Genomic DNA, 22,428 nt, shown 5'->3' with positions numbered 1-22,428 from the left:
ATTATCCCTGCTGCCTGTATATTCAGCCCTCCTCCGCGCTGAAGGTCCCCCGTTTGTCCGACTTTTCCTCCCTGCCGCCCGCCAGCGCCGCCCTGGCCCAGCACGCCTTGCACGCTTTCGAAAAAGTGGTGGGGAGCACCACGGGCTTTCGCAGCCGGCCCGGCCAACACCAGATGGCCCAGACCGTGGCCGCTACCTTGGCACAAGCAGATATTGGCGAACACCCCAACCCGACCAAGGCCATCGCCGTCATCCAGGCCGGAACCGGCGTGGGCAAGAGCGCGGCCTATGCGTCTACTGCCATCGCCATGGCGTTGGAGCGCAAGACGCGCGTCATCATCAGCACCGCCACCGTGGCACTGCAAGAGCAACTGATGACCAAGGACTTACCGGCCCTGGCACGCAGCATGGACCAGCCTTTTGCCTACGCGCTGGCCAAGGGCCGCGGGCGTTATGTCTGCAAGGTGAAGCTGGAACGACTGGTGGGCAGCGGCGCGGCCGAGGACGACATGTTTGACGACGACATGCCGCAACCCAAGGTGTCTGCGCTGTCGCAAGAGGCCATCGAGGAACGCCGCCAATCCCTCTACGAAAGCATGGCCCACAAGCTGGCCGTAGTGAGCTGGGACGGCGACCGCGACACCCTGGCCGACACGCCAGACCCGCGTGACTGGTCGGCCGTGGCCGCCGAGCGCCACACCTGCACCGCGCGCCACTGCCCGCGCTACAAGGAGTGCAGTTACTACAACGCGCGCACCAAGCTGGCCGAAGCGAATGTCATCGTCGCCAACCACGACCTGGTGCTGGCCAGCCTGGGCATGAAGACCCTGCCCGACCTGGACAACTGCTTGGTGGTGTTTGACGAAGGCCACCACCTGTCCGCCGTCGCCCTGGACCAGTTCTCCAACGCCATGGACCTGAGCAATCTGCGCTGGCTGGACAAACTGCCCAAGGCCATGAACGAGGTGGCTGGCAAGCTGGCCCTGCACATTGGTGAAGACGTGCAAACGGTGACCAGCCAGCTCAAGGGCGCGCTGACCACGCTAGCCCGCCTGGCCATGGACCTGGTGTGGGCCCACACCGGCCAGAACGCGCGCGGCGAAGGCAACGACGGCACGCTGCGGTTTGCCAACGGCGTGCTGCCCGAAGCATTGCATGAACCGGTGACGCAAATCCACGCGCAGGCGAATGGCCTGTCTAAAGCGCTGGAAGCCCTGGGTGTGGATGTGAAGGCCATCGCCAAAGACGATCCCAGCCAAGCCGTGCTGTGCGCCCAGCTCTACGCCCAGTTGGGTGGTCTGGCACCACGTCTGGGCAGCTTGGTGTCCACTGCCAACCTGCTGCTGGAGCATGGCGAGCAGCCGCTGGCCAAATGGCTGCAGGCCGAGAGCGAAAACGGCTACCTGACCGTGACCGCGCACGCCTGCCCCATCGTGCCGGGCGATCTGCTACGCCAGTTTTTGTGGAGCCAAGTACGTGGTGCCATCGTCACCAGTGCCTCACTCACCAGTTGCGGCAGTTTTGACTACTTCCTCAAGGAAGCGGGCTTGTCCAACAAGGCGTATGTGACTGCGCTGGAAGTCGCCAGCCCCTTCAACTACAGCGCCCAGGGCAGCCTGACCGTAGTGCACACCCAGGCTGACCCCAAACACGCTGACGCCTATACGGCCGAGATGGTGCGCGCGCTCATGGACGACATCGAGCAGGTCAATCGCGGTGCGCTGGTGCTGTTCACCAGCCGCGCCCAGATGCGCGCCGCCACCGACGCCCTGCCCGGCCATTTGATGGACATGGTGCTGGTGCAGGGTACCCAGTCGCGCACACGCCTGCTGGCCGCGCACGCCGAACGTGTGGAGAGCGGCATGCCCTCGGTGCTGTTTGGCCTGCAAAGCTTTGGCGAAGGGCTGGACCTGCCCGGTGCGCTGTGTGAAACAGTGTTTATTGCCAAGCTGCCGTTTGCCCCACCCAGCGACCCCGTGGACGAGGCGCGCGCCGAATGGCTGCGCAGCGTGGGGCGTGACCCGTTCAACGAACTGGTGATTCCCGCCACGGGCGTGAAGCTGCTGCAGTGGACAGGCCGCGCCATCCGCACCGAGGAAGACCGCGCACAGGTCATTTGCTATGACAAGCGCCTCACGCAAACCAGCTATGGCAAGCGCATGCTGGCCGGGTTGCCTGCGTACAAACTGGGGATTCGAGGGGTCGGGTGACCGCATTGGGATTGCACAGAAAGAGCAAGGCAGGAGTCGGGCCAAAGCGGGCTTCCAACTGTGTGCGCTACCACACGGTTTTAGTCCATTTTGTGGCATATCTTGCGAGAACGCCGGGATCATCGTGCTTTAGTTCTTCCACTCCACCAACTCGGGAATACGCACCGCCACATCCCCGGACATCGTCCTCAACCATCCTTACTGCAAGCTTGGAGAAAATTGTGAACTTATCCAACCTCTCCATTGGTCGCCGATTCACGTTGGTATTTGCTTCGGTCATTGGTGTCTTCCTGCTAGTGGGCTGCAACCAGGAAAAGTCGCACTGTTCATTGATGGCCTGTTGAATGTGACTGATGCGGACAGGAAGCGCATCGAGTACGTGGTGTTTGGCCGGTGATGTGCCAGAATTTCTTGTGTTCCAAGATGCACGTAGAGGCCCATCGTCAAATGGAGGAAGTTCATGAGTCAAGACTTTGGTCGTGAAGTGCCAGCTCTCCATATGCAAACGGCACATCGAGAGGCAATCAAGTACATGGTCGTCATAGCAGCTGCGGAGGGCCCGATTGCCAAGCTGCTTCTTGCCAACCGAGAGCAGACGGCGGAGTTGGACGCCAATACCGAGGAGGCAACGTCAATGACCAATGGGCTGACTGCTTTGGTCGGCGCTACCGGACCAGAGTGGGACCATGCGCTGTCAGGCCATAGCGCAGCGGAACGCGCCGCCGCGAAGGTCTATACATTTAAGGCGTAAGGTCGTTCCGGTCAGACGGATAGCAGAACGCGGGGAGATATCGCGTGCTGATATGTTCAGCGAATGTGTTGCATCTTTTTGAAATGCAATGAAAGCAACTGTCCAGAACTCTTTCGAACAAGTTATTAGGGGGAGCTGAAAGCTACTGTTTTGACTACAGAAACTCACTTTTGTGTAGACGGGTCGCCCGAGGATTGGATTGCCAGCGGGCCGTGGCGCTTGTGCGCATCTAGCACAATGTGTGTGGTGAAACTGCGTATATTCGGATCATGCAACAGGCACTGGTTGCAAAAGGCATCGTATGCAGCGAGGTCAGTGACGACCACGATCAGCACATAGTCGACGGCCCCAGCCACACCGTAGCATTGCTGCACTTCATCGAGCTTACCCACTTTGTCACGAAAGGCTTGCGTAGCCCGCGCGGATTCATCCAATAAATCAACGTGCACGATGGCAGTTAAGCCCAGCCCAAGCGCTCGGCAATCCAGCTCAGCGGTCTCGGCCACGATCACACCCTCCTCACGCATGCGCTTCAGACGCCGTTGTACGGCTGCTGCAGAAAGACCGACCTTGGCACCAATTTGTTCACCAGGCATACGCGTCTCCCGCTGGTAAAGATCAAGGATTTGGCGATCGAAGGCGTCAAGAGTCATGGTGGTGTGCGGTAAGGCCGCAATGAAGCGGACCAGAATGCGGCGAAACATTGAATTGATTGCAAAGAAATGCGGCTGGGAAAATAGGCCGACTCTACATACTTTGCCCATGACCATTATTCAACAATCCCATCGAATCTCTCTGAACAACATTGCGCGAGCAGCCACCTTGATTGACCCTATTTTTCGTAATAGTCCGCAATTCGAATGCGAGCCGTTAAATGACGTCCTAGGTGCATCGATACTGCTGAAAGTGGAGACTCAGAATCCACTGCGCTCGTTCAAGGGACGTGGTGCTGACTTTTATGTGCAAGAGAACGCAGCCAAGATCGCTGGCCACAAGCTCGTATGCGCCACGGCAGGAAACTGGGGTCAAGCATTGGCCTATGTGTGTCGTGCACGCGGGCTTCCACTGGTGGTGTATTGCGCAACCACAGCCAATGCGCTCAAGGTTGAACGCATGCGCGCCATGGGTGCGGAGGTGCGTCTGTACAGCGAAGACTTTGACGCCGCCAAGGAAGAGGCAAAACGTTTTAGCAAAACCAACGATGCGGTTTTCGTAGAAGATGGTCTTGAAGTGAGCATCTCCGAAGGAGCTGGCACGATCGCCCGAGAACTGTTGCAGACCCAGTCTGCGCGCATCGACACCCTGCTGATTCCACTTGGTAACGGCGCTTTACTCAACGGAATGGCCCGTTGGGTCAAAGCAAATGCGCCACAGGTACGCGTAATAGGCATTTGTGCGGAGGGCGCCGACTCCATGGCAGTTTCATGGCAACAAAGTCGGGTGATTGAGCGCACTTCTGTACATACCATCGCTGATGGCATAGCCGTACGCCGCCCAGTGCCGGAAGCCCTGCAGGATATGAATGGCTTAGTCGACGAGGTGCTATTGGTCAACGAAGATTCCATCAAGCAGGCAATGCGCCAACTGTTTCAGCACGCTGGGTTGCTTGTGGAGCCTGCGGGTGCGGTTGGCGTCGCGGCCGTCCTCGAACACGCAGGCCTACGCTCCCAACGTTTGGCTACGGTGCTATGCGGCAGCAACCTCACTCCAGATCGGATGGAACGCTGGCTCTTTTGACTGGCAACAGACCCTGAATCGATCCGGAAGTTGCAGACACTTTTAAGCATAGCTCCATCGCCGAAAGCGGACTCACGCCAATGCCCACAATTGGCACATAGAAGTCCACAGATAAAGTTATTTTTTTGGCACAAATGCTCCCTGCATGGAAGTGGAGTTGAACCCGTCTGGCATTGGCAGTCCCGTTGCAAAGCGATAAAGGGCGGCAGCATAAATGCCTCCCAGCGCTGTCTGTACCAATGCGGCAAAAATCAGAGCAATCACAGTTGCGAAGACCATGAGCAAGACCAAAGCGCCGCTGCCAATCTTCACAGCAACCAAGGTCAACAATAGGCCAAACACAATAATCAGAAAATGGATCAGCCAAAAGGCGGCGCCGATGCCAGCTTGGCCGATGATGTTTTCACCCCAAGTCTTCTTAAGAATGGTGGCGCTCTCCTTCACGGCCTCCAGCGGACCGGTGTCACGAACGACGAGGACTGGAACGACTAAATAAGTGGCCACCGTCCAGCCTGCGCCCAGAAAGCCAGCAATGATCTTGCCGACAAAGCCGATACGCTCCTGGATAAAACGCAATACAACGCCAACCGTTGCGGCGAGAACGGCGTAGCCCAGAATGCTGCCGAACTTCGAACGCGCCAACCGCAGTCCATCGCTCACCGTTGGTTGCCCACCATCAAAGCGGATCATCGCAGCACCTACCAGGGCCGCATTAAAAAAGAAGATTACAAAATACAAGCTGACGTAGAACAAAAATGCGGTGGCATACGTCAGCGTTGAAATCGTGGATTGCTTGGCATCAGGCATGCCATCCAGAGCGCTGATCCCGAACAAAGGGAGTGCAAAAGAGGCTATGACCAAGATTGCAGCGACGGCTGAAACCAAGGGGAACAGCAGAAGCTGACGATCTTTCTTGAGTACAGCCCAACTGGCCTTGATCAATTGCCAACTGCGTGAAATGCGACTGAACATGCGATTCCTTCAATGGAAAGTAAAAGGAGTCACCCTGGCAGGTGACAAGAGGAAACAATGAAAGCGTTGCCTGATTTTCTAACGCAAATACCCAGAGAAATCGATGGAATCTACCGTCTTTGCCCAGTGAAGTTTCCACTGGCTGGAGTCACTGCAGAGTCCATATATGTCCCGCTGACGGTGACAGCCAATGCATTGAAGGTACCTTGCAGTCCACCCGTTGCCCACGTAACGGTGAAACCACCTGTTGCAGGTGCCCCGATGGACAATGTACAGGCGAAAGTCACAGGTGTCCCACCTCCATTTGCACAGCTGTAGGTGCCATCTGCGTTCAGTGTCAGCGTGGGGCCTGAGCCGGTAGCTGCTAGCGACAAGTCCCATTTGCCTTCGAAGGATCCTGCGGAAGTGGCCACCGGCACATTCACGTCCACGGTGGGGATGCCCAATTGCGTGAACAGCGCGTTGGCAGCCACCAGGTTGAAGCGCGCTGTGTTGCTTGTGGACAGCTTTTCTTGGTAGCCGAAGTAGATTTTTCCTCCACGCTCCACCAGGATCTGCGAATAAGTCATGGGGGCCATCTGTGCAGGAAGCTTGTTGAAGCTCAGCACCCGCGCATCTCCCAATGTCGTGATGGTGTACGACCCTGTCCCAATCACCGTGCAATTGCGCGAAGCACCGGTATCAAAGCGCTCCTTGCAGGCGTAGTAAGTCGTTGGGTTTGTCCCCGTGCCCTTGAAAGCGACGCGGAATCGCGTGTTGCCACTGTAGAAGCCAGGGGCAGTCCCAGTATTCAGCGCCACCGTTCCCAACTTGCCAATGCCGACACTGCTGTTGGACCAAGACTCGTTGGGGACATCCGATGTGTAAGTCGACCCACCATAAGAGAAGCTGGCTTGCGCAAATACGCAAGGGGTTCCCGGATTGGCTTGGATCAGACTCTCTAAGGTGGTGCTATTGGTGCCATTGGTACTGGAATACTCGGCAGAAGTGCAACCCGGTACCGTGCCGGTGTTAACGCTTTGGCTGAACTGGGCGACTACATTGCTCAACCCCACTGGGCTGCTGCTGCCAGGATAATAGGCATACGCCTGCGCTGTCGAGGTTCCCGTCTGGTAATACAGCATGGAGTTGGCTGGGAACGTAGTTGCGCCCAGGACCGTAGCGGCATTCGCAATCGTCACATTGGTATAGCCAGTGTCCCGGATCTTGTTGTAGACGCTGAGCATAGTTTGCCCGGCAATATCAAAGGCCGCGCGGTTGCTCTTTCCAACCTCTCTGCTGTGGCAATAGTTGTAGGTGGTGTTCCCCAAGGCGTCGCGCACTGAGCTAATGTTCTCGTTGTTCACTGGACACGCTACCCAGGCGCTGCCGTCCCAGCTGAGATCGGACTGGCGCGTTGGGTCTTTGCCGAAGCCCCAGCTAGCCAAAGTGCCAGAGCTTGCACGCAGGTGGCGCTCCACATAGCGAACAGTGTTGTTGACGTCGGGCGTGTACTGCGCCATGGACCCAGTCATCGCCCGCACCAGATAATTGGCCGTGTCGGTAAACGAGAAGGAAGACAAGCTGAGTGTGGCGGCTGGTGCACTGACCGTGGGCGGCGTACTCAGGTTGGTCTGGTTATTGATCGCAATGAACGTAGGCATACCCGTCGGGGTTAAGCCTGATGCAGTGATCACATTGTTCATCTGCGTCAACAGCGCGGCTTCTTTGGCCGTGGGATTGGCGGCGCCTGTTACGGACGAATCATTCATCGCTACGACCAAGCTGGGAAGCAAGTCCAGAATCTTCTTCTGAATGGCCGCATCTAACCTGGCCTTGGTGATCGTGCTTCCGTCGGTTGCGGTGGTCCCCAGAACGCTTGCCACGGCTGTGGACTGTTGCTGGGTAGAGATCACCAATGCCCGAGCAATCGTCGCTGGATTTGTGGTTCCGTCGGTAGGCGCCGTAGCTTGGGTGTAATCCTGGAATACAGACGCGCTCACCCCAATCGCGGACTGAATGTTTGCAGCCGCATCGCTCGTGCTTGCGCCCGTACTCACCACGGTCTGTTGGACCAGGGTAGTCAACGGGCTAACCACACTGGGTTGGTCTGCGGGCGCAGTCAAGGTGTAGGCAGTAGCAACCGCTCCAGTATCCGCATCCACTGCATCCGTACCAACGACAGCCAGCACGGGATACTTGCCGGCATCCGCAGAGTCAATGGTGAATGTCACTTTGCCCGCGGCGTTGGTTCTCCCCTGCGGCTCTCCGCTATCGCAAAGGCCATTGCTGTTCTTGTCCAGGCAGACCAGGGCGTTCTGAATCGCTCCGTCAATCACGGTAGTGGAGAAACTGCTGCTCCCCCCACCACCAGAACCACCTCCGCCCCCGCCGCAGGCGGTCAAGATGATGGCAATGCTCCCTGCAAGCCAGGCGACTTGCATTTTCTTTTTAGTTGTCATGCGTTCAGTCCCTGTATCCGGATCGCCAAGGGCGTCCATCAATCGTTCGAATATGAGGCGAAGACAGGTCCAGCTGCAAAGCAGCTGGACCCTCTCACTGCTTAGTGCCAGTTGGCAGCGATCACCGGTGTCAGCGTGGCAGCTGTTGTACCCGTGAGCGTGGTCTGTCCCGCAGCGGGCGGTGCAAAAGCCGCCATAGCGTTGACCAGGTTTTGCACTTGGCTGTCCAACAGCACCTTACCGTCACTGGTCTTGAACTGCTCCACGTGGTACTGACTGCCCGGGTATTGCGCCCCGACATACCAGTTCTTGATAGCGACACTGTCCGTCGTACCAATGACGCTGACATTCAGGTCATTGCCGGTGTGGGTGAACCACAGCTGGCTGGAGCTGATGTTTTCCAGCACCAGGGTGTCCTGACCACCGCTGTCTGTGAGGCGGTCTTGGCCGTCACCGCGGGCAAAGTAGTACTTGTCATCACTCCACTGGTCGGCAATGATGGCGTCATTGCCGAGGCCACCACGCACGGAATCTCCGCCGCCACCAGCATTGATGACGTCATCACCCGCACCCGCATTGATGGTGTCAGCCCCCCAGCCGGTCGAGATGGTGTCGTTACCGGCACCCGAATTCACCACATCGTTTCCGTAACTGGTTGTGATGGTGTCCGCTCCAAAGCCGGTCGTCACCGTGGTGTTGCCACCCGTGGCAACGATGGTGTTGTTGCCGTCGCCAGCATTGATGGTGCTGTTGCCCCAGTCGGTGTTGATGGTGTCGTTGCCGCTACCTGCGGTGATCACGTTGTTGCCGCCTCCGGCATTGATGCGGTTGTTGCCATCCCCAGCATTGATCGTGTCATTACCGTAGCTTGTGGTGATGGTGTCATCACCCGAACCTGCAGTTGCCACCAAGGTGCCATCACCATTGGCCATCACGGTGTTGTTACCTTCACCGGCATTGATGGTGCTGAAGCCCCAGTCAGTGGTGATGTTGTCATCACCCTTGCCAGCCACAATGACGTTGTTACCGCCACCGGCATTGATGCGGTTGTTGCCGTCACCAGCGTAAATGGTGTCGTTGCCATAGCCGGTGGTGATGACATCGTTGCCCGAACCCGCAGTGACATAGGTGTCTCCACCTGTGGAAATCACCGTGTTGTCACCTTCTCCGGCCAACAGCTTGTCGGTGCCACCGTTGCCAATCAGGGTTTCGCTGCGGCGGGTTCCATTGAGCGTGTCATTGGTCCAGCTGCCGGTAATGGTGTTGATGTTGTTGCCCGTACCGGCAAACTCGTCAGCGATGTCCACCGTGAAGCGGGTGGACACACTGGCGCCAGAACGGTCGGTAGCTGTGACCTGGAAATCAAAGCTGCCACCATCTGCACTGCCTGGCATTCCACTGAAGGTACGGGTTGTGGCATTGAAGGTCAGCCAGTTGGGCAATGCCTGGGTGGTAGCGCCTGCGGCATTCACCGCCAATGCGCTGTAAGTCAGCACATCACCGTTGTCCACATCGGCAAAGGTGTTCACTGGCACTGTGAAGCTGAACGCCTGCTTCTCGCGGGCTCCCTGGGCGGCGATGGCGCTGGCCACGGTGGGTGCATCGTTGGTGCCAGTGATGGTGATGCTCAGCTTGGAACTCGCGTTCAAGGGCTGCAACCCGTCGTCCTGTACGGCGTAGCTGAACTGGTCCACCACCGTTTGACCCACGCCCAAGGACTGGACCGACGCCAAGGCGTTGTTAAGTACATAGCTGTAGGCGCCGTTGGCATTGAGGGTCAGAGTACCGTACTGGCCGGTAAACGTACCCACATTGGCGACTTTGAGCACCGTGCCCTGGTCAATATCGACATCATTGGCCAGGACATTGCCTGTGCTTGGCACCGTTGCATCTTCCTGCACAGCACCGCTGTCTGCAAAAGCAACGGGGGCGTCATTGGTACCCATGACGGTCACATTCAGGGTGGCATTGGAAGTCGCGAGGCCATCAGTCGCGGTGTAGTTGAAGCTGTCCACTACCTGCTGCCCCTCGTGCAGGGTCTGCACATTGGCTTGCGCATTCTTGAGGTCGTAGCGGTAACTTCCATTCGCTTGCAAGGTCAGGTCGCCGTAGGTGCCATGCAAGATACCTGCGGTGGCCACAGACAAGGTGTCGCCGATATCCATGTCCGTGTCATTGCCCAACACGTTTCCTGTTGCTGCAATAAACGTGTCTTCGAAGACTTGCGCAACATCGCCCCGCGCCTGCGGACCGTCGTTGGTGCCCTGAATAGTGATGGTCAGAGTTGAGGTGGCTGTCTTGTTATCGACAGCATTGTCTTGGACCGTGTAGCTGAAGGTATCCGTCAACGTGCCATTGCGTCCCAATGCCTGGACTGCGCCCAGGCTATTGTTGACTGCATAGCTATAACTACCGTCCGCATTCAGTTGGAGCTGACCATAGGCTCCATTAAATATGCCGCCATTTGCCACCGTCAGATGCTGGCGGTCGTCGATAGACAGATCTAGGTCGGTGTCATTGGCCAAGACGTTGCCGATACCGGGGGCAATGGCGTCCTCCACAGCGGTTCCTGTGTCAGCCACCGCCGTTGGGGCACGGTTGTCCAGTAGGATTTGAATAAAGTGCGCATCGATAGCGGTAGAGCCATTTTCAAACTGGATCGATTCAATCGCATTGGGGGAGAGTTCACCCCAGGTATTGGTAAACCAGTTTTGCAGCACCAGGGCATCCGTCGTACCTCTGATGGTGACGATCACATCTCGGTTGTGGCGGGTCAGCTCCAGGTCCGCAGCACTCAGGTTGCCGCGCACCAGGATTCGGTCAACAGCACCTTCGCTGTCCAAGACAGTATCACGACCACCGCCACGTTGGAGAACATACGTGTCATTGCCCGCACCGCCTTGTAGGGTGTCCGCACCTGTGCCACCGATCAAAGTATCTGCGCCTGCTCCACCGAAGAGGGTGTTGCCGGCGTTATTGGCGACCAAAGTGTTGCCAGCATCGTTGCCGGTAAGCGTCAGCACTGCGTTTCCAATGCCAACGAGCTTTTCGAGATTGGCTCCAAGGTAGTAGCTGATGCTGGAATTGACGGCGTCGATACCTTGATTGGTCATCTCAACCACGAGGTCTCCGACGTTGTCGACTACATACGTGTCGTTGCCTTCTCCTCCCTCCATCAAATCCGCCCCCAGCCCTCCATCAAGGAAGTCGTTGCCCGAGGCTCCTGCGAGTCTGTTGTTACCCATGTTGCCGACTAGAACATTGTCAAGCTCATTTCCTGTGCCATTGATAGAAGCGTCTCCAACCAAAGTCAGGTTTTCAACATTGCTGCTCAATGTGTACGAAATCGACGCTCTGACGGTGTCATTGCCTTCGCCAGCAAGCTCCGTCACGACATCGCTCAAACTGTCCACTAGGTATGTGTCGTCACCGGCACCTCCAAGCATGGTATCTGCACCAACACCACCATCCAGTGTGTCGTTTCCAGCTCCAGCATTGAGATAGTCGTTACCCTCATCGCCGCTCAGTTGGTCATTGCCATCCATGCCAAACAACGCGTCATTTCCGCTGCCACCAAATATCGTGTCATCGCCTTGATCGCCGCTCAACAAATCATTTCCGACATCACCGGAAATGAGGTCATTTCCGTCGCCGCCAAACACAATGTCGTTGCCTGCCTCACCAAACAGCGCATCTTGACCGTCACCGCCAAGAATCAAGTCGTCACCCATACCTGCGAAAACAACATCATCCCCCGTTCCTGCCAGAACGACATCGTTGTCAGCTCCTGAGTACACGATGTCATTACCATCGCCGGCATCAATGAAGTCGTTGCCACCGTCTTCAAAGATGACATCGTCGCCACCATAGGCTTGAATCACGTTGTTGCCATTCTTGCCAAGGATCAGATCCTTATCCGCAGTGCCGACAATTTCCTCGCCAGATGCTGAAAACTGGGAACGCTGAACAATTTCAGATACCCCACTTGCCGTCGGCATTTGCACGTCCTTTGTGGAATAGGAAAGCGTCACGTCGGCAATGGCCAACGTGCTGCCATCTTGGCGGGTAATGCTGCCCAGGCCATGCACAGTTTGTCCGTTGACTACTGAGAACTGACCATCGCTCTGCAAGCTAATGGCCGTGATGCCCTGTTCACTGAGTGTGTAAAACTCACCCGCGTCCGTGATGCCATTCTGATTAGAGTCCTTCCAGACTCCGAATTTGCCCCAGTCCTTATCTTCTGCGCTCAGCTTCCCATCACCATTGGTATCAAATGCTGCCAAGCCTTCCAGGTCAGTTTGTGCGCCATGCTTGTACTTTGCAAAGCTGATTTCATTGACCTGATCAATGTTGCGGTCACCCTTTTCATCTAGAACCAGGAATGCATCTGCTCCAGAGAACCATGAGGTCTTCTCTTTCCAACCGTCGCCATTGACGTCAAAGAATACGTTGCTATCGTCCACATTGGTGAACTGAAAGCCATCTCCATTCAAATCAATAGCAATCGGCTTCTTGCCTCCGCCTCCTCCGCCCCCCAAACTTGGAGAGTAGGCGCCTTGGTGTACGGCATTCACTGTCACATCTGAATAGGCACCATGGGCGTCGGCAACTCGCACAACGAAGGGATCTGAATTTGTTGTTGGCCCAACTGCACCAAATATTCCGTCGCCATACTGCACACCGGGCGTATTCGGGGCGTACCAGTTGGTATACGTGAAACTTCCATTCGCACCTATCTGTGCTTGGCCTTGCTGCGGCTGCTGAATCACACTGTATGTAAATGGCCCAGTAGGATCATCAATATCAGTTGCCACAACCACCGAATTAGCCATATCAACTGTGGCCGTCGGCGCGTCATTCACATTCTGGATATTGAGATCCACAGTCGCCGTCGCGGTTTGTCCGGTAATGGCTTCTATCTGGTAATCAAAACTGGCTGCACCAAAGTAGTTGGCATCTGAACGGTAATGGATGGAACCATTGCTATCTAGATAACCCGTTCCATGCGTGAAGTTGGATACGCTCGCTAACGACAAATTCTGACCAGTGAAGCCCGCCAGCGTGTCGTTAGCCAAGAGATCGGCGGAGGTGATGATGGTCTCGATGTCCTCAAACGTAGTGACACCATCTCGATTGGCTTCTAGCAAACTGCGATCATCAATATGCGTGACCAGCAAGGAAACATTGCCTTGGCTGGTCTGCACCACAATACCTTCAGGCACCACATTCACGCGAGAGCCTTCGGTATCCGCCAGCAGATCTGGACTGGCCAGCTGTTTGGTGACGCCGTTTTGCTCAAACGTCCCCATCACATAGTTCAGTTTGCTGATACCGAGTGCAGCCAAGCCCTGGGACTCACCCGCTTGAACTTGCCCATCGCCATTGGCGTCTTGCCATACTTTGAGTTCATTCCAAACGGCGTCGTTCGCATCAATCGCTCCGTCGTAGTTGGCGTCTACCCAGTGCAACCCAGCGAGGCCACGTGCACTGATATCCACCGCCCCGTTGCTGAATAGCTCCTTGCCAGAGTCGATCTGAGAGTTCAGGTTGCGATCCAAGACCAGAAATCCATCATTGCCATTGAGCCAAGCGCTGTTCTTGAGAAAGCCGCTGTCATCCACGTCGAATGCAACGGTTTGGTTACCGCCTGTGGTCTGGATGCCATCACCATTCAAATCCAGCGCCACAGGACGCCAATACTGCGTTGCTCCAGTGGCTTTGATAGCCAATAGACCATTGCGCCCAGCACGCTCTTCCTCGGTGAGCCCAGCTTGCGGATCGCCAGTCTGCGTTTGCGTTGCAGCCGTTTGCGCTTCCCACAAAGGTGCTACGGCTCCGCGCGCCAAGGCATCGCGAATGAAGCGCTCGGAGAAGGACTGAGAGCCCACTTCTGAGCCTGGCGCGGCATTGAAGGGACGCCCCGTCAGGTCATACCGAACCTCCGCATTGCGCTGAATACCGGTGATCGGGTCAATTTCATTCAAAGCAAATCCCGACCGATAGCGGTAACTAAAGGACGGCAGCCGGTTGGCAACAACCCCAATGGGACTGCTGGGGTTCTGCGCCTGCTCACGTGCGGCCAATGCATCGAGTTGGGCGATGAACTGGTTCATGTAAGCGTTTACCGTAGTTTCCCCGCCGTTGGCACCCCAAGATTTGGTGGTCAGACTGGAGCCAGTCCAGTTGGCGGAGGCACCGCCCCATGGCTCTGGGGGAGGATCGCTATGACCAAAGAAGCTACTAAAGACCTGGAACGCGGCGTAAGCCCAGCCGATTACGGGCACGGTCATCGATACCGCGGCAATGGCGGCTCCGGTGTAGTCCCCATGTGCCAGATCATTCGCGATTCCCAAGTATGGAACAGCCCGACTGAATTCGAAGGCGACACTGTCCGCACCTCCTTCAAAGGCCGCTGCAATGGCATCCTCCCCCACTTTTTTACTGGCAAAAGTGGCGTAGGCCTGTATACCGAACTGAATCGTCTGAGCAGTGGCGGTGACTGCGCCAAAGTCGTCGCCCGTGTCGAGCGCATGCTGAAGGCTTTGCAGACTTGACAGCCCGGCAACAATGCTAGAAGCCCCATTCAAATTGATGCTGGCCTGCTGCCCGTTGAATGCATTGACACTGTTTGCCAGTTTCAACCCACTCGAAACAATGGGTAATGGTTGCCCAGCTCGAAGTGCATTGATGAGTGCAAGTGCATCAACCAGAGGGCTACCATTGCGAATAACATCAGACCCAGTCACATTAATCGCGTCGATTAATGTACTAATACCGTTTTGGACTGGCTCGGAGGAGACCAATTGGTGATCCCCGTCGTATTTGTTGCGAACAGTGCCCGTTTCCGTAATGACGGTTTCTACGGTGTAGGTTCCTGTTGCATCGGTAACTGTTTCGACAATTTTCTTGCTGCTACGAACCGGTTTACCGTCAATATACTTGTAGTACTCGGTGGTGGTGCCGTTATTTGCGCTGGGGACGGTGATGGAACTTTGATAAGGCACTCCCTCAAAATCAGTCGCCAGCGTTTCTACTCTACCTCCAGGGTAAGTTGTGGTAGCAATTGAACTGCTGTCATCAAAGGTTTGAAGGCTAGTGCTTGAAAGTGTGTCGCCCACACCGTTTCGAACCGTCGTCAACAACGTGTTATCCGGTTGACGCTCCGTCAGACTGGTCTTGGTGATTTGATCGAACCGATCATACTCCACCTCTAACCGATTAGTTTGCAAACCTGAAGAAGTTTCTACTATCGTACTTTGAGTGTGACTACTAAACTCGCCTGTCCCTGTGTATTGCGTCGCATCGACAATTTCCGAACGCTGCCCAGAAAATGGTGAAATGGAAACTGTAGAAACTCGATCCACTACGAGTATTCCATTTTTGAATATTTTCTCAACTCCTACATATCCGCTGGGGACAGCACCTTCATCTGTGAGAACAGTGCTTGGCGTAAGCACAGTTTGGGTAACAGTCCCTTTACCATCATTGATAGTCAAGCGATACCCGCTGCTGAACTGACTCTCAGTCGGTACACCTCCAAAACTAACATTCTGCAACTCTGGTGCAGTTTGATTTTCATCCAATGCAGTCAATTGATATGTCCTGGTTGCATTTTCTGCAGCAAAAATGACCCCGAACTTCTGCTTTCCATCTGGCGAGGTTTCAGTGTATGCCAGTGAGCCATCGCTCAGAAAACTGTATTCACCAGGATTAGCCGCATCTAGCGAGACATTGATCCCATTTATATTTACTAAGGCTGAATCTCCTTCGGCCAGAACAAGAACTGGCATTTCCGATCCATCCTCATTTAGTGCTACAACTTTCCAAGTGCTCTTTGATCCTGGTATCAATTGAATAATGTAGCGTGAACCGCGACCAACACCTTCTGTAAAACCTTGCCAGGCCCCAGTGTTGTCGAGTTGCCAGCCTTGCGCCGTAGCCGGAGCGCCGCCATTTCCACCCGGGACACCATTACTAACGGCCGACTGCAATATGACAATATGGCCCGCGCTATCTACCGCAATAAACCCATTTTTTCCATCGCCTGAAAAAGTGCCAGGAATGCGGTTAGAAATGGCACTAATCGTCGCTGGAGATGCGCCCCCAGCAAACACCGCCCGAAGTGCCAATAACTCCGGGTCTTGGACAATGCTCGGTGCATCTAATGAAGAAATCTGAGCTCGATTCCAAATTGAGGCGAAAAACGGTGATTGTTGAACCGCCAATATTGACTCGCTAGCCGTATAAGCTTCACCAATACCTTTGGAGAGTTCCGGATTACTCACTGCTAGTGCACTTTGACGTGCAGCCAAATAGTCAGCCGCAGATCCAGTGGCATTGCCACGCCCGAGCATCCATTTTGTCGCAAGAGCAACGCTGCTAGGACCGCCTTGATTGATTTCTTTAAGCAACATCACCTCAACCTTTTGTTGGTCAGCAGGTGAGAGGTTTTTAAAATAGGCTGTATTCAGCGCTGGCAAGACACCTGCGACCGCCTGCGTAACGGCACCATTTCCTCCGATGATGGCTGTTTGCTTGGCGTTGTATATGAAGCTACCAACCTCAAGATTGTTATATACCCATCGCTGTCCTGCGTCGGTTGCAAGATAGCTATTTACAATATCTCGATCTTTGATACTAATCCAGTTGCTGGCAACTTCAAGTCCTTGCCCCGCGCTACCGCCTCGTAAGGTCAACGCGGTAGCTAGATTATTAGCACTACCCACATCCAAACTCAAGTTTTGGTTTTGTGCCCAAGCCGCAACTTGTTGTGAGAATCCGGTTGTATTCGTTTGATTTTTGAATGCACCGAAATCGTATTGCATTACCCCCAAACTATAACCCGATTTGTCAACCGGATTTCCTTGCCACCAATTGCCATTAATAAAGCTTGTGCCAGCCGCTTTGTTGGCTACTACAGTCAATGCATAGGGAATACGTCCTCCCTCGGTTCGCATACCCATAACCAAGTAGGCCATATTGCCAAGACGCTGCAAAGTAGCTGTGTTATCTTGTGGATTGATGTATTGCATAAAGAAAAACTCCCTTAAATTTTCGGATAATGTTGCTTACTGTTGTGGAGCACAGCTGTTATTGCAGAGGTTCTGTAGGTACACCTAAGAATTGATGAATAACATCGCGCTCATAGCGTTTGAGTCGATCTAGGTAGCAACGTCCAGCCTTGGTTTTCGTGGCAAATACACGTTTCTCACTTGCCTCCTGGAGCGCTGTATAGCGGGCTTTGTCTGCTCCATCAAGCAACGGACAAGGGTTTTTTCGTAAGAACTCGTCCTTGTATTGCAATAGTTCAAATACATCGATAGCTTTGAAGCCCCCTGGGTTTGAGCCAACGATTTGGCCAGTACGAGCATTCACAAGCAACGTCCGACCATAAAAGGGACTTACGTCTGGAACATTGACAGAAACTGTTTCTTCGTCATTCGTAGAGTCGAGGCTCGCATTTGAGTGGACATACGCTTCGCGCTCAATGCAGCCACGGAATGTTCCATCGTATTGCTTGCGAGCAACTGCGTAGAGTTTGCTCCAACGAGGTTTAAGAGTTTTCGGGTCATAAAGAAAAACTGGAGTATTGACAAGTGGAAAACATGCATCAAGAAGATCTAGTTTTACGGGAAGCCCATCGGGAGAAAAACCAAAATTTTCGAGCCATCCCGTGATATCCCTGAAGTAGTCCGTCCACCCAGGCAACCTCTGTGCTTTAACCCAGCTGTAGTCATGACAACATTCTTGAACAAGCACCCATTGTTCTTTTCCTCGAATTTTATAGCGCTCACCTGAGTTGAGCGGAGGATACTTTTCTCCGCTCAGCAGTTCCTCGCGCTCAAACCTCGCTTCAGTATGAACGCCAATTAGAAAGGGGCTGTCTTTCATAGACGAGAACACCTCTGGTCGCCCATCGGATAGGGTTATCAACGGCTTTCCGGTCGCCTCATCTATCAAATAGTGCGATCTGGAATTGCTGATCCATGTCTCCGCCATACCAGCAGTGGACAAAACAAGCATCACGAAGACACATAAAAAATGCCTCATTGATATTTCCTCATACCTTTAACTTACAATCCCCCAGAAAGGGGTAAAGAGTAATTTCCGCCAGTAATCTGAAACCCCAGTTTCCTAAAAAACTGGTCAGCCTTATCAATATGAACCGCGCTGTTCACACCGATAGCCACTTCGAATGCATTGCGGTTCATCGCCCATTTACGGAACGCCTGCATAAGTTTGACTGCAGCACTACCCCCTCGATGTTCAGGGTGCACCCAAAACAAGATGGACTGGGCCACGGGTTCATCAGAGAAGAAGTAGCTTTCGATGCACCCAATGAGCAATGCATAAGGCTCACGCTTGGCGTTGTCGGCCACAAAGAAGCAATGTGTTCCAGAAGTATTAGCCACTAGGTTCTCCAGATTGATTTTCAATTTTTCTGGGTTGTAGCTAAACCTTTTGAAACGACTTTCTTGTTGGTACACACGACCAATATCCACCAATGTTGGAATGTCTTCTGCTGTTGCAAATCGAATGCTCATAAGTTCACACTTCTAAAAAATGCTGTTTGTCTGGCATATGTCACCGCTCCCTCAAACTCTCACTACCCATCTTCTGCACCGGAGACAGTAAGAATTCGATGATTCTTCTCTTGCCCGTCTTGATCTCCGCAGTAATGTTCATCCCCGGACTGATCGGTATCAGCTTCCCATCCACCAGCATGTCCTTCTTGTTGAGCGTGAGAATGGCCGGGTAGTAGCTTCCCTTCTTCTCATCCGTCACCGCATCCGCTGACACGTTGTCCACGGTGGCCTTGACCGTGCCGTACTTGGTGAAGCTGAACGTCTCAAGCTTGATCTCAGCTCCCTGGCCTCCGTTGACGAAGCCAATGTCCTGGTTGGCAATCGAGACTTCAGCCGTCACCTGGTTGGAATCGGGCACAACCACCATCAGGGCCTGGGCACTGGTAACCACTCCTCCGACGGAATGGACGGCCAGCTGCTGAATAACGCCAGAGACCGGGGCCCTGAGCTGGGTTTGCTTTTGTTTCTGGTCTGCTTTGGAGTTGTCTGCACTTAGCTGGATGCGTTTGGTGTTGGCCTGGGCGTAGCGATCGGCCAGTTGGCGTTGGGTTTCGGCCCTGTATGCGCTCTTGGCTTGTTCGGTTTCTGCTGCTGTGGCCAGTGCTTCACTGAGTTTGGCCTTTTGGGTGGCTAGGTCTTTCTCCAACTCCACGCGTTCCCGGGTCTTGTCCTGGGTGGCATGGCTGGAGATAAAGCCCTGGTCCACCAGCTTGGTGAAGTCCGCCTCCCGGCTTTGGGCCATGGGCAGGGTGGCTTCCAGTTTGGCAATGCTGGCTTTGACGGTGGCGATCTCGGCCTGGCGGCGGTTGCTCTCGGCATCGAGCTTGGAGAGTTTGGCGCTAATGTCTTGCCATTCGGCTTGGAGTTGGGACTTAGTACCGATATCGGCCTGTAGCCCGCTTAACACTTGCGCAAACTGCTTCTCTTTTGATAGCAGTTGCAGCAGGGCTTGGGTGCGTTGTTCTTCGCTGTTGGCGGCTTTGAGCTGTTCCTGCACATTGCTTTGGTCAGCACTGGCCATGGTGGGGTCCAGCTCCACCAGGACTTGGCCGGCTTGGACCTTATCACCGTCTTTGACGAGCACAGCTTTGACGACACTGGCTTCCAGGGGTTGGATGACCTTGGTGCGGTCACTGACGATGATGCGGCCAGGAGCCACGGCCACGATGTCCACCTCACCGAAGCTGGCCCAGACCAGGGCCAGCACAAACAGGATCATCAGACCCCAGGCCAGGCGGCGCGGCGCAGGGTGGACCGGGGTTTCCTGCAGGCTCAGGGCTGCGGGGAGGAAGGCCATTTCATCGGCCATGCGGGCGGGACCGGCCAGTTCGGCACGGTGGGCCCAGGCGGCTTGGAAGATGGCTTTGTAGCGAGAGAGGAGTTCCAGTACTGGGTGGCGTGGGACTGGTACGGGATCCGTTGCGGTATTCATGCCCGTACCCCTTGGGCTGGCCCTGGCTCATCACTCTCTACCTTGATCCCATCCTGCATGGCCCAGAGGTGGGCATACAGGCCTTGGGGCTTCTGGATCAGGGCTTCGTGGGGTCCAGACTCCACGATGTTGCCCTTCTCCATGACGATGATGCGGTGCGAGTTTCTGACGGCCGAGAGGCGGTGGGCAATGATGAGCACGGTTCTGCCCTGGCAGATGTACTGCATGTTCTTCTGGATGATGGCTTCACTCTCGTAGTCCAGCGCACTGGTGGCTTCGTCCAGGATGAGGATGCGGGGGTTGGTGAAGAGGGCCCGGGCGATGGCGACGCGCTGGCGCTGTCCTCCACTGAGGGAACCACCTTGTTCTCCCACTACCGTGTCATAGCCTTCAGGCAGTTCGCTGATGAAGTCATGGGCACCAGCCAGTTGGGCCACCCGCATGACCGCTTCGATGGGAGCTGCAGGGTCGGCAATGGCGATGTTTTCTCGGATGGAGCGGTTGAAGAGCAGGTTTTCTTGGAGGACTACGCCGACTTGTCTGCGGAGTTGGGCCGCGTCGATGAGGCTGATGTCGATGCCGTCGACCAGCAAGCGGCCGCCTTCGGGGCTGTAGAGGCGTTGGACCAGCTTAGTCAGGGTGCTTTTGCCGGAACCGGAGCGGCCGACGATGCCGATGATTTCTCCAGGGCGGATATCCAGGCTGACAGCGTTCAGCACCGGGGTGGCCTCTGGGCGGTAGCGGAAGACGACCTTGTCCAGGGTGATGCGACCTTTGAGAGCGGGGAGCTGGGCGGTGCTGCTGGGAGGGACTTCGGTGCGGGTGTTGAGGATATCGCCCAGGCGGGCTACAGAGATACCGGTCTGCTGGAAGTCGGTCCAGAGCTGGGCCATGCGCATGATGGGCTGGGAGACGCGGCCGGCAAACATATTGAAGGCGACGAACTGGCCCACGGTGAGCTGGTTGTCCATCACCAGCTGGGCGCCCCACCACAGGGTGGCGGCGTTGACCAGCTTGCCAATGAGGTTGACGCCCTCATGGGCCACGCTGGCTAGGTTCTGGGTTTTGAAGGAGGCGGAGACGTAGGCGGCCAGCTGGTTGTCCCAGCGTTTGGCGAAGCTGGGCTCTAGGGCGGTGGCTTTGACGGTCTGGATGCCGGTAACGGTTTCCACCAGCATGGCCTGGTTTTCTGCACCGCGGGCGAACTTGACGTCCAGGCGGGCACGCAGGATGGGGACTACGGCCAGAGACAAACAAAAGTACAAGGGCAGGCTGACCAGCACGATGAGGGTCAGGGGCACGCTGTAGAACAGCATGACGGCGATGAAGACGACCGAGAAGACCACGTCCAGCAAGACGGTCATGGCATTGCCGGTGAGGAAGGAACGGATGTTCTCCAGCTCCCGCACACGGGCGATGGAGTCCCCCACTCGGCGGGCCTGGAAGTAGGACAGGGGGAGCTGGATCAGGTGGCGGAATAGCCGGGCACCGAGTTCCACGTCGATGCGGCTGGTGGTGTGGCTGAAGACATAGGCGCGTAAGGCATTCAAGACCGACTCAAACACCACCACGATCACCAGACCGATGACCAGGACATCCAGGGTGGTCATACCCTTGTGGACCAGGACCTTGTCCATGACCACCTGGAAGAACAAGGGGGAAACCAGGCCAAAGATCTGCAGCATGAACGAAATCAGCAGGACTTCGCTCAGCAGCTTGCGGTACTTGATGAGGCTGGGGATGAACCAGGTGAAGTCGAACTTGGCCAGGGCACCGGTCAGGGACGCGCGGCTGGTAATGAGGATCAGCTCCCCGGTCCATTGGGTGGCGAAGACTTCTGCAGATTCGATGGTGGGGCCAGTAGAAGTGCCAGGAACCGCTGACTTGGAGACATCCTGGAACAGGACACGCTTGCCGTCACTCTGCGCCAGGATGACCACGCGCAGGGAGCCGTCTTCGGTGTGCATCACCGCCAAGGCTGGCAAGGGGACTAAACCCAAGCGAGAGACGGTGGAGCGGCTGAGTTTGGCTTTAAGGCCGAGGTGTTGGGCTCCGCGCAACAGATCAGAGGTGGCAACAGGGTCGGTGCTGGCGATGCCCAGCTGGTGGGCCAGGGTGGCGGGGTCGCAGGCTACTTGGTGGAAGCGGGCTACTGCGCAGAGCGACGACAGAGCGGCGCCAGCCACAGTTGCCCCCTGCACCTCGGTTCCTACGGACTCTGCGTTTGCAGTGATGCCCACTGCAGACATCAGTACTTTTCCTCCAGACGACGACGCACGTTATTTTTCCCTAGGCTTAG

11 protein-coding genes are annotated in these 22,428 nt (G+C 55.5%); 3 read left to right on the top strand and 8 right to left on the bottom strand.

All coding sequences use genetic code 11. The features are described from left to right. The first annotated feature begins 53 nt into the window (after positions 1–53). Both dinG and AC097R_RS10575 read left to right on the top strand, forming a co-directional pair. On the top strand, positions 54–2,210 hold the full coding sequence (dinG, locus tag AC097R_RS10580) for an ATP-dependent DNA helicase DinG (RefSeq protein ID WP_479598036.1): 2,157 nt from the start codon (positions 54–56) through the stop codon (positions 2,208–2,210). Positions 2,211–2,670: 460 nt separating this feature from the next. Continuing rightward, positions 2,671–2,961, top strand: a complete 291-nt coding sequence (locus AC097R_RS10575) for a hypothetical protein (RefSeq protein ID WP_479598035.1) — start codon at positions 2,671–2,673, stop codon at positions 2,959–2,961. Positions 2,962–3,125: 164 nt separating this feature from the next. Here AC097R_RS10575 and AC097R_RS10570 read toward each other — a convergent pair whose 3' ends face one another. Continuing rightward, entirely contained in the window at positions 3,126–3,614 is a 489-nt protein-coding gene (locus AC097R_RS10570; RefSeq protein ID WP_479598034.1) for an Lrp/AsnC family transcriptional regulator, read from the bottom strand. A 109-nt stretch (positions 3,615–3,723) separates the two neighbouring features. On the opposite strand from AC097R_RS10570, the gene AC097R_RS10565 reads away from it, so the two are divergent. Then, on the top strand, positions 3,724–4,698 hold the full coding sequence (locus AC097R_RS10565) for a threonine ammonia-lyase (protein WP_479598033.1): 975 nt from the start codon (positions 3,724–3,726) through the stop codon (positions 4,696–4,698). Positions 4,699–4,815: 117 nt separating this feature from the next. On the opposite strand, the gene AC097R_RS10560 is transcribed toward AC097R_RS10565, so the two are convergent. The 7 genes from AC097R_RS10560 to AC097R_RS10530 form a co-directional block, all read right to left on the bottom strand. After that, on the bottom strand, positions 4,816–5,670 hold the full coding sequence (locus tag AC097R_RS10560) for a DUF6159 family protein (protein ID WP_479598032.1): 855 nt from the start codon (positions 5,668–5,670) through the stop codon (positions 4,816–4,818). Between the two features lie 110 nt (positions 5,671–5,780). Continuing rightward, entirely contained in the window at positions 5,781–8,111 is a 2,331-nt protein-coding gene (locus AC097R_RS10555; RefSeq protein ID WP_479598031.1) for a hypothetical protein, read from the bottom strand. Between the two features lie 101 nt (positions 8,112–8,212). Further along, positions 8,213–17,143, bottom strand: a complete 8,931-nt coding sequence (locus AC097R_RS10550; RefSeq protein ID WP_479598030.1) for a VCBS domain-containing protein — start codon at positions 17,141–17,143, stop codon at positions 8,213–8,215. A gap of 58 nt (positions 17,144–17,201) precedes the next feature. After that, on the bottom strand, positions 17,202–18,002 hold the full coding sequence (locus AC097R_RS10545; RefSeq protein WP_479598029.1) for a hypothetical protein: 801 nt from the start codon (positions 18,000–18,002) through the stop codon (positions 17,202–17,204). Between the two features lie 182 nt (positions 18,003–18,184). Continuing rightward, on the bottom strand, positions 18,185–18,655 hold the full coding sequence (locus AC097R_RS10540; protein ID WP_479598028.1) for an N-acetyltransferase family protein: 471 nt from the start codon (positions 18,653–18,655) through the stop codon (positions 18,185–18,187). A gap of 40 nt (positions 18,656–18,695) precedes the next feature. Then, on the bottom strand, positions 18,696–20,129 hold the full coding sequence (locus tag AC097R_RS10535; RefSeq protein ID WP_479598027.1) for an HlyD family type I secretion periplasmic adaptor subunit: 1,434 nt from the start codon (positions 20,127–20,129) through the stop codon (positions 18,696–18,698). Next, complete coding sequence (locus AC097R_RS10530) at positions 20,126–22,378, bottom strand: type I secretion system permease/ATPase (protein WP_479598026.1); 2,253 nt, start codon at positions 22,376–22,378, stop codon at positions 20,126–20,128. The genes AC097R_RS10535 and AC097R_RS10530 overlap by 4 nt, the downstream gene beginning before the upstream one ends. Positions 22,379–22,428: the final 50 nt, after the last annotated feature.

The sequence above is a fragment of the Rhodoferax sp. ZS1R25 genome, assembly GCF_056521335.1.
The sequence above is the reverse complement of the archived record's forward strand: the minus strand, read 5'-3'. Positions and strand labels throughout refer to the sequence as shown.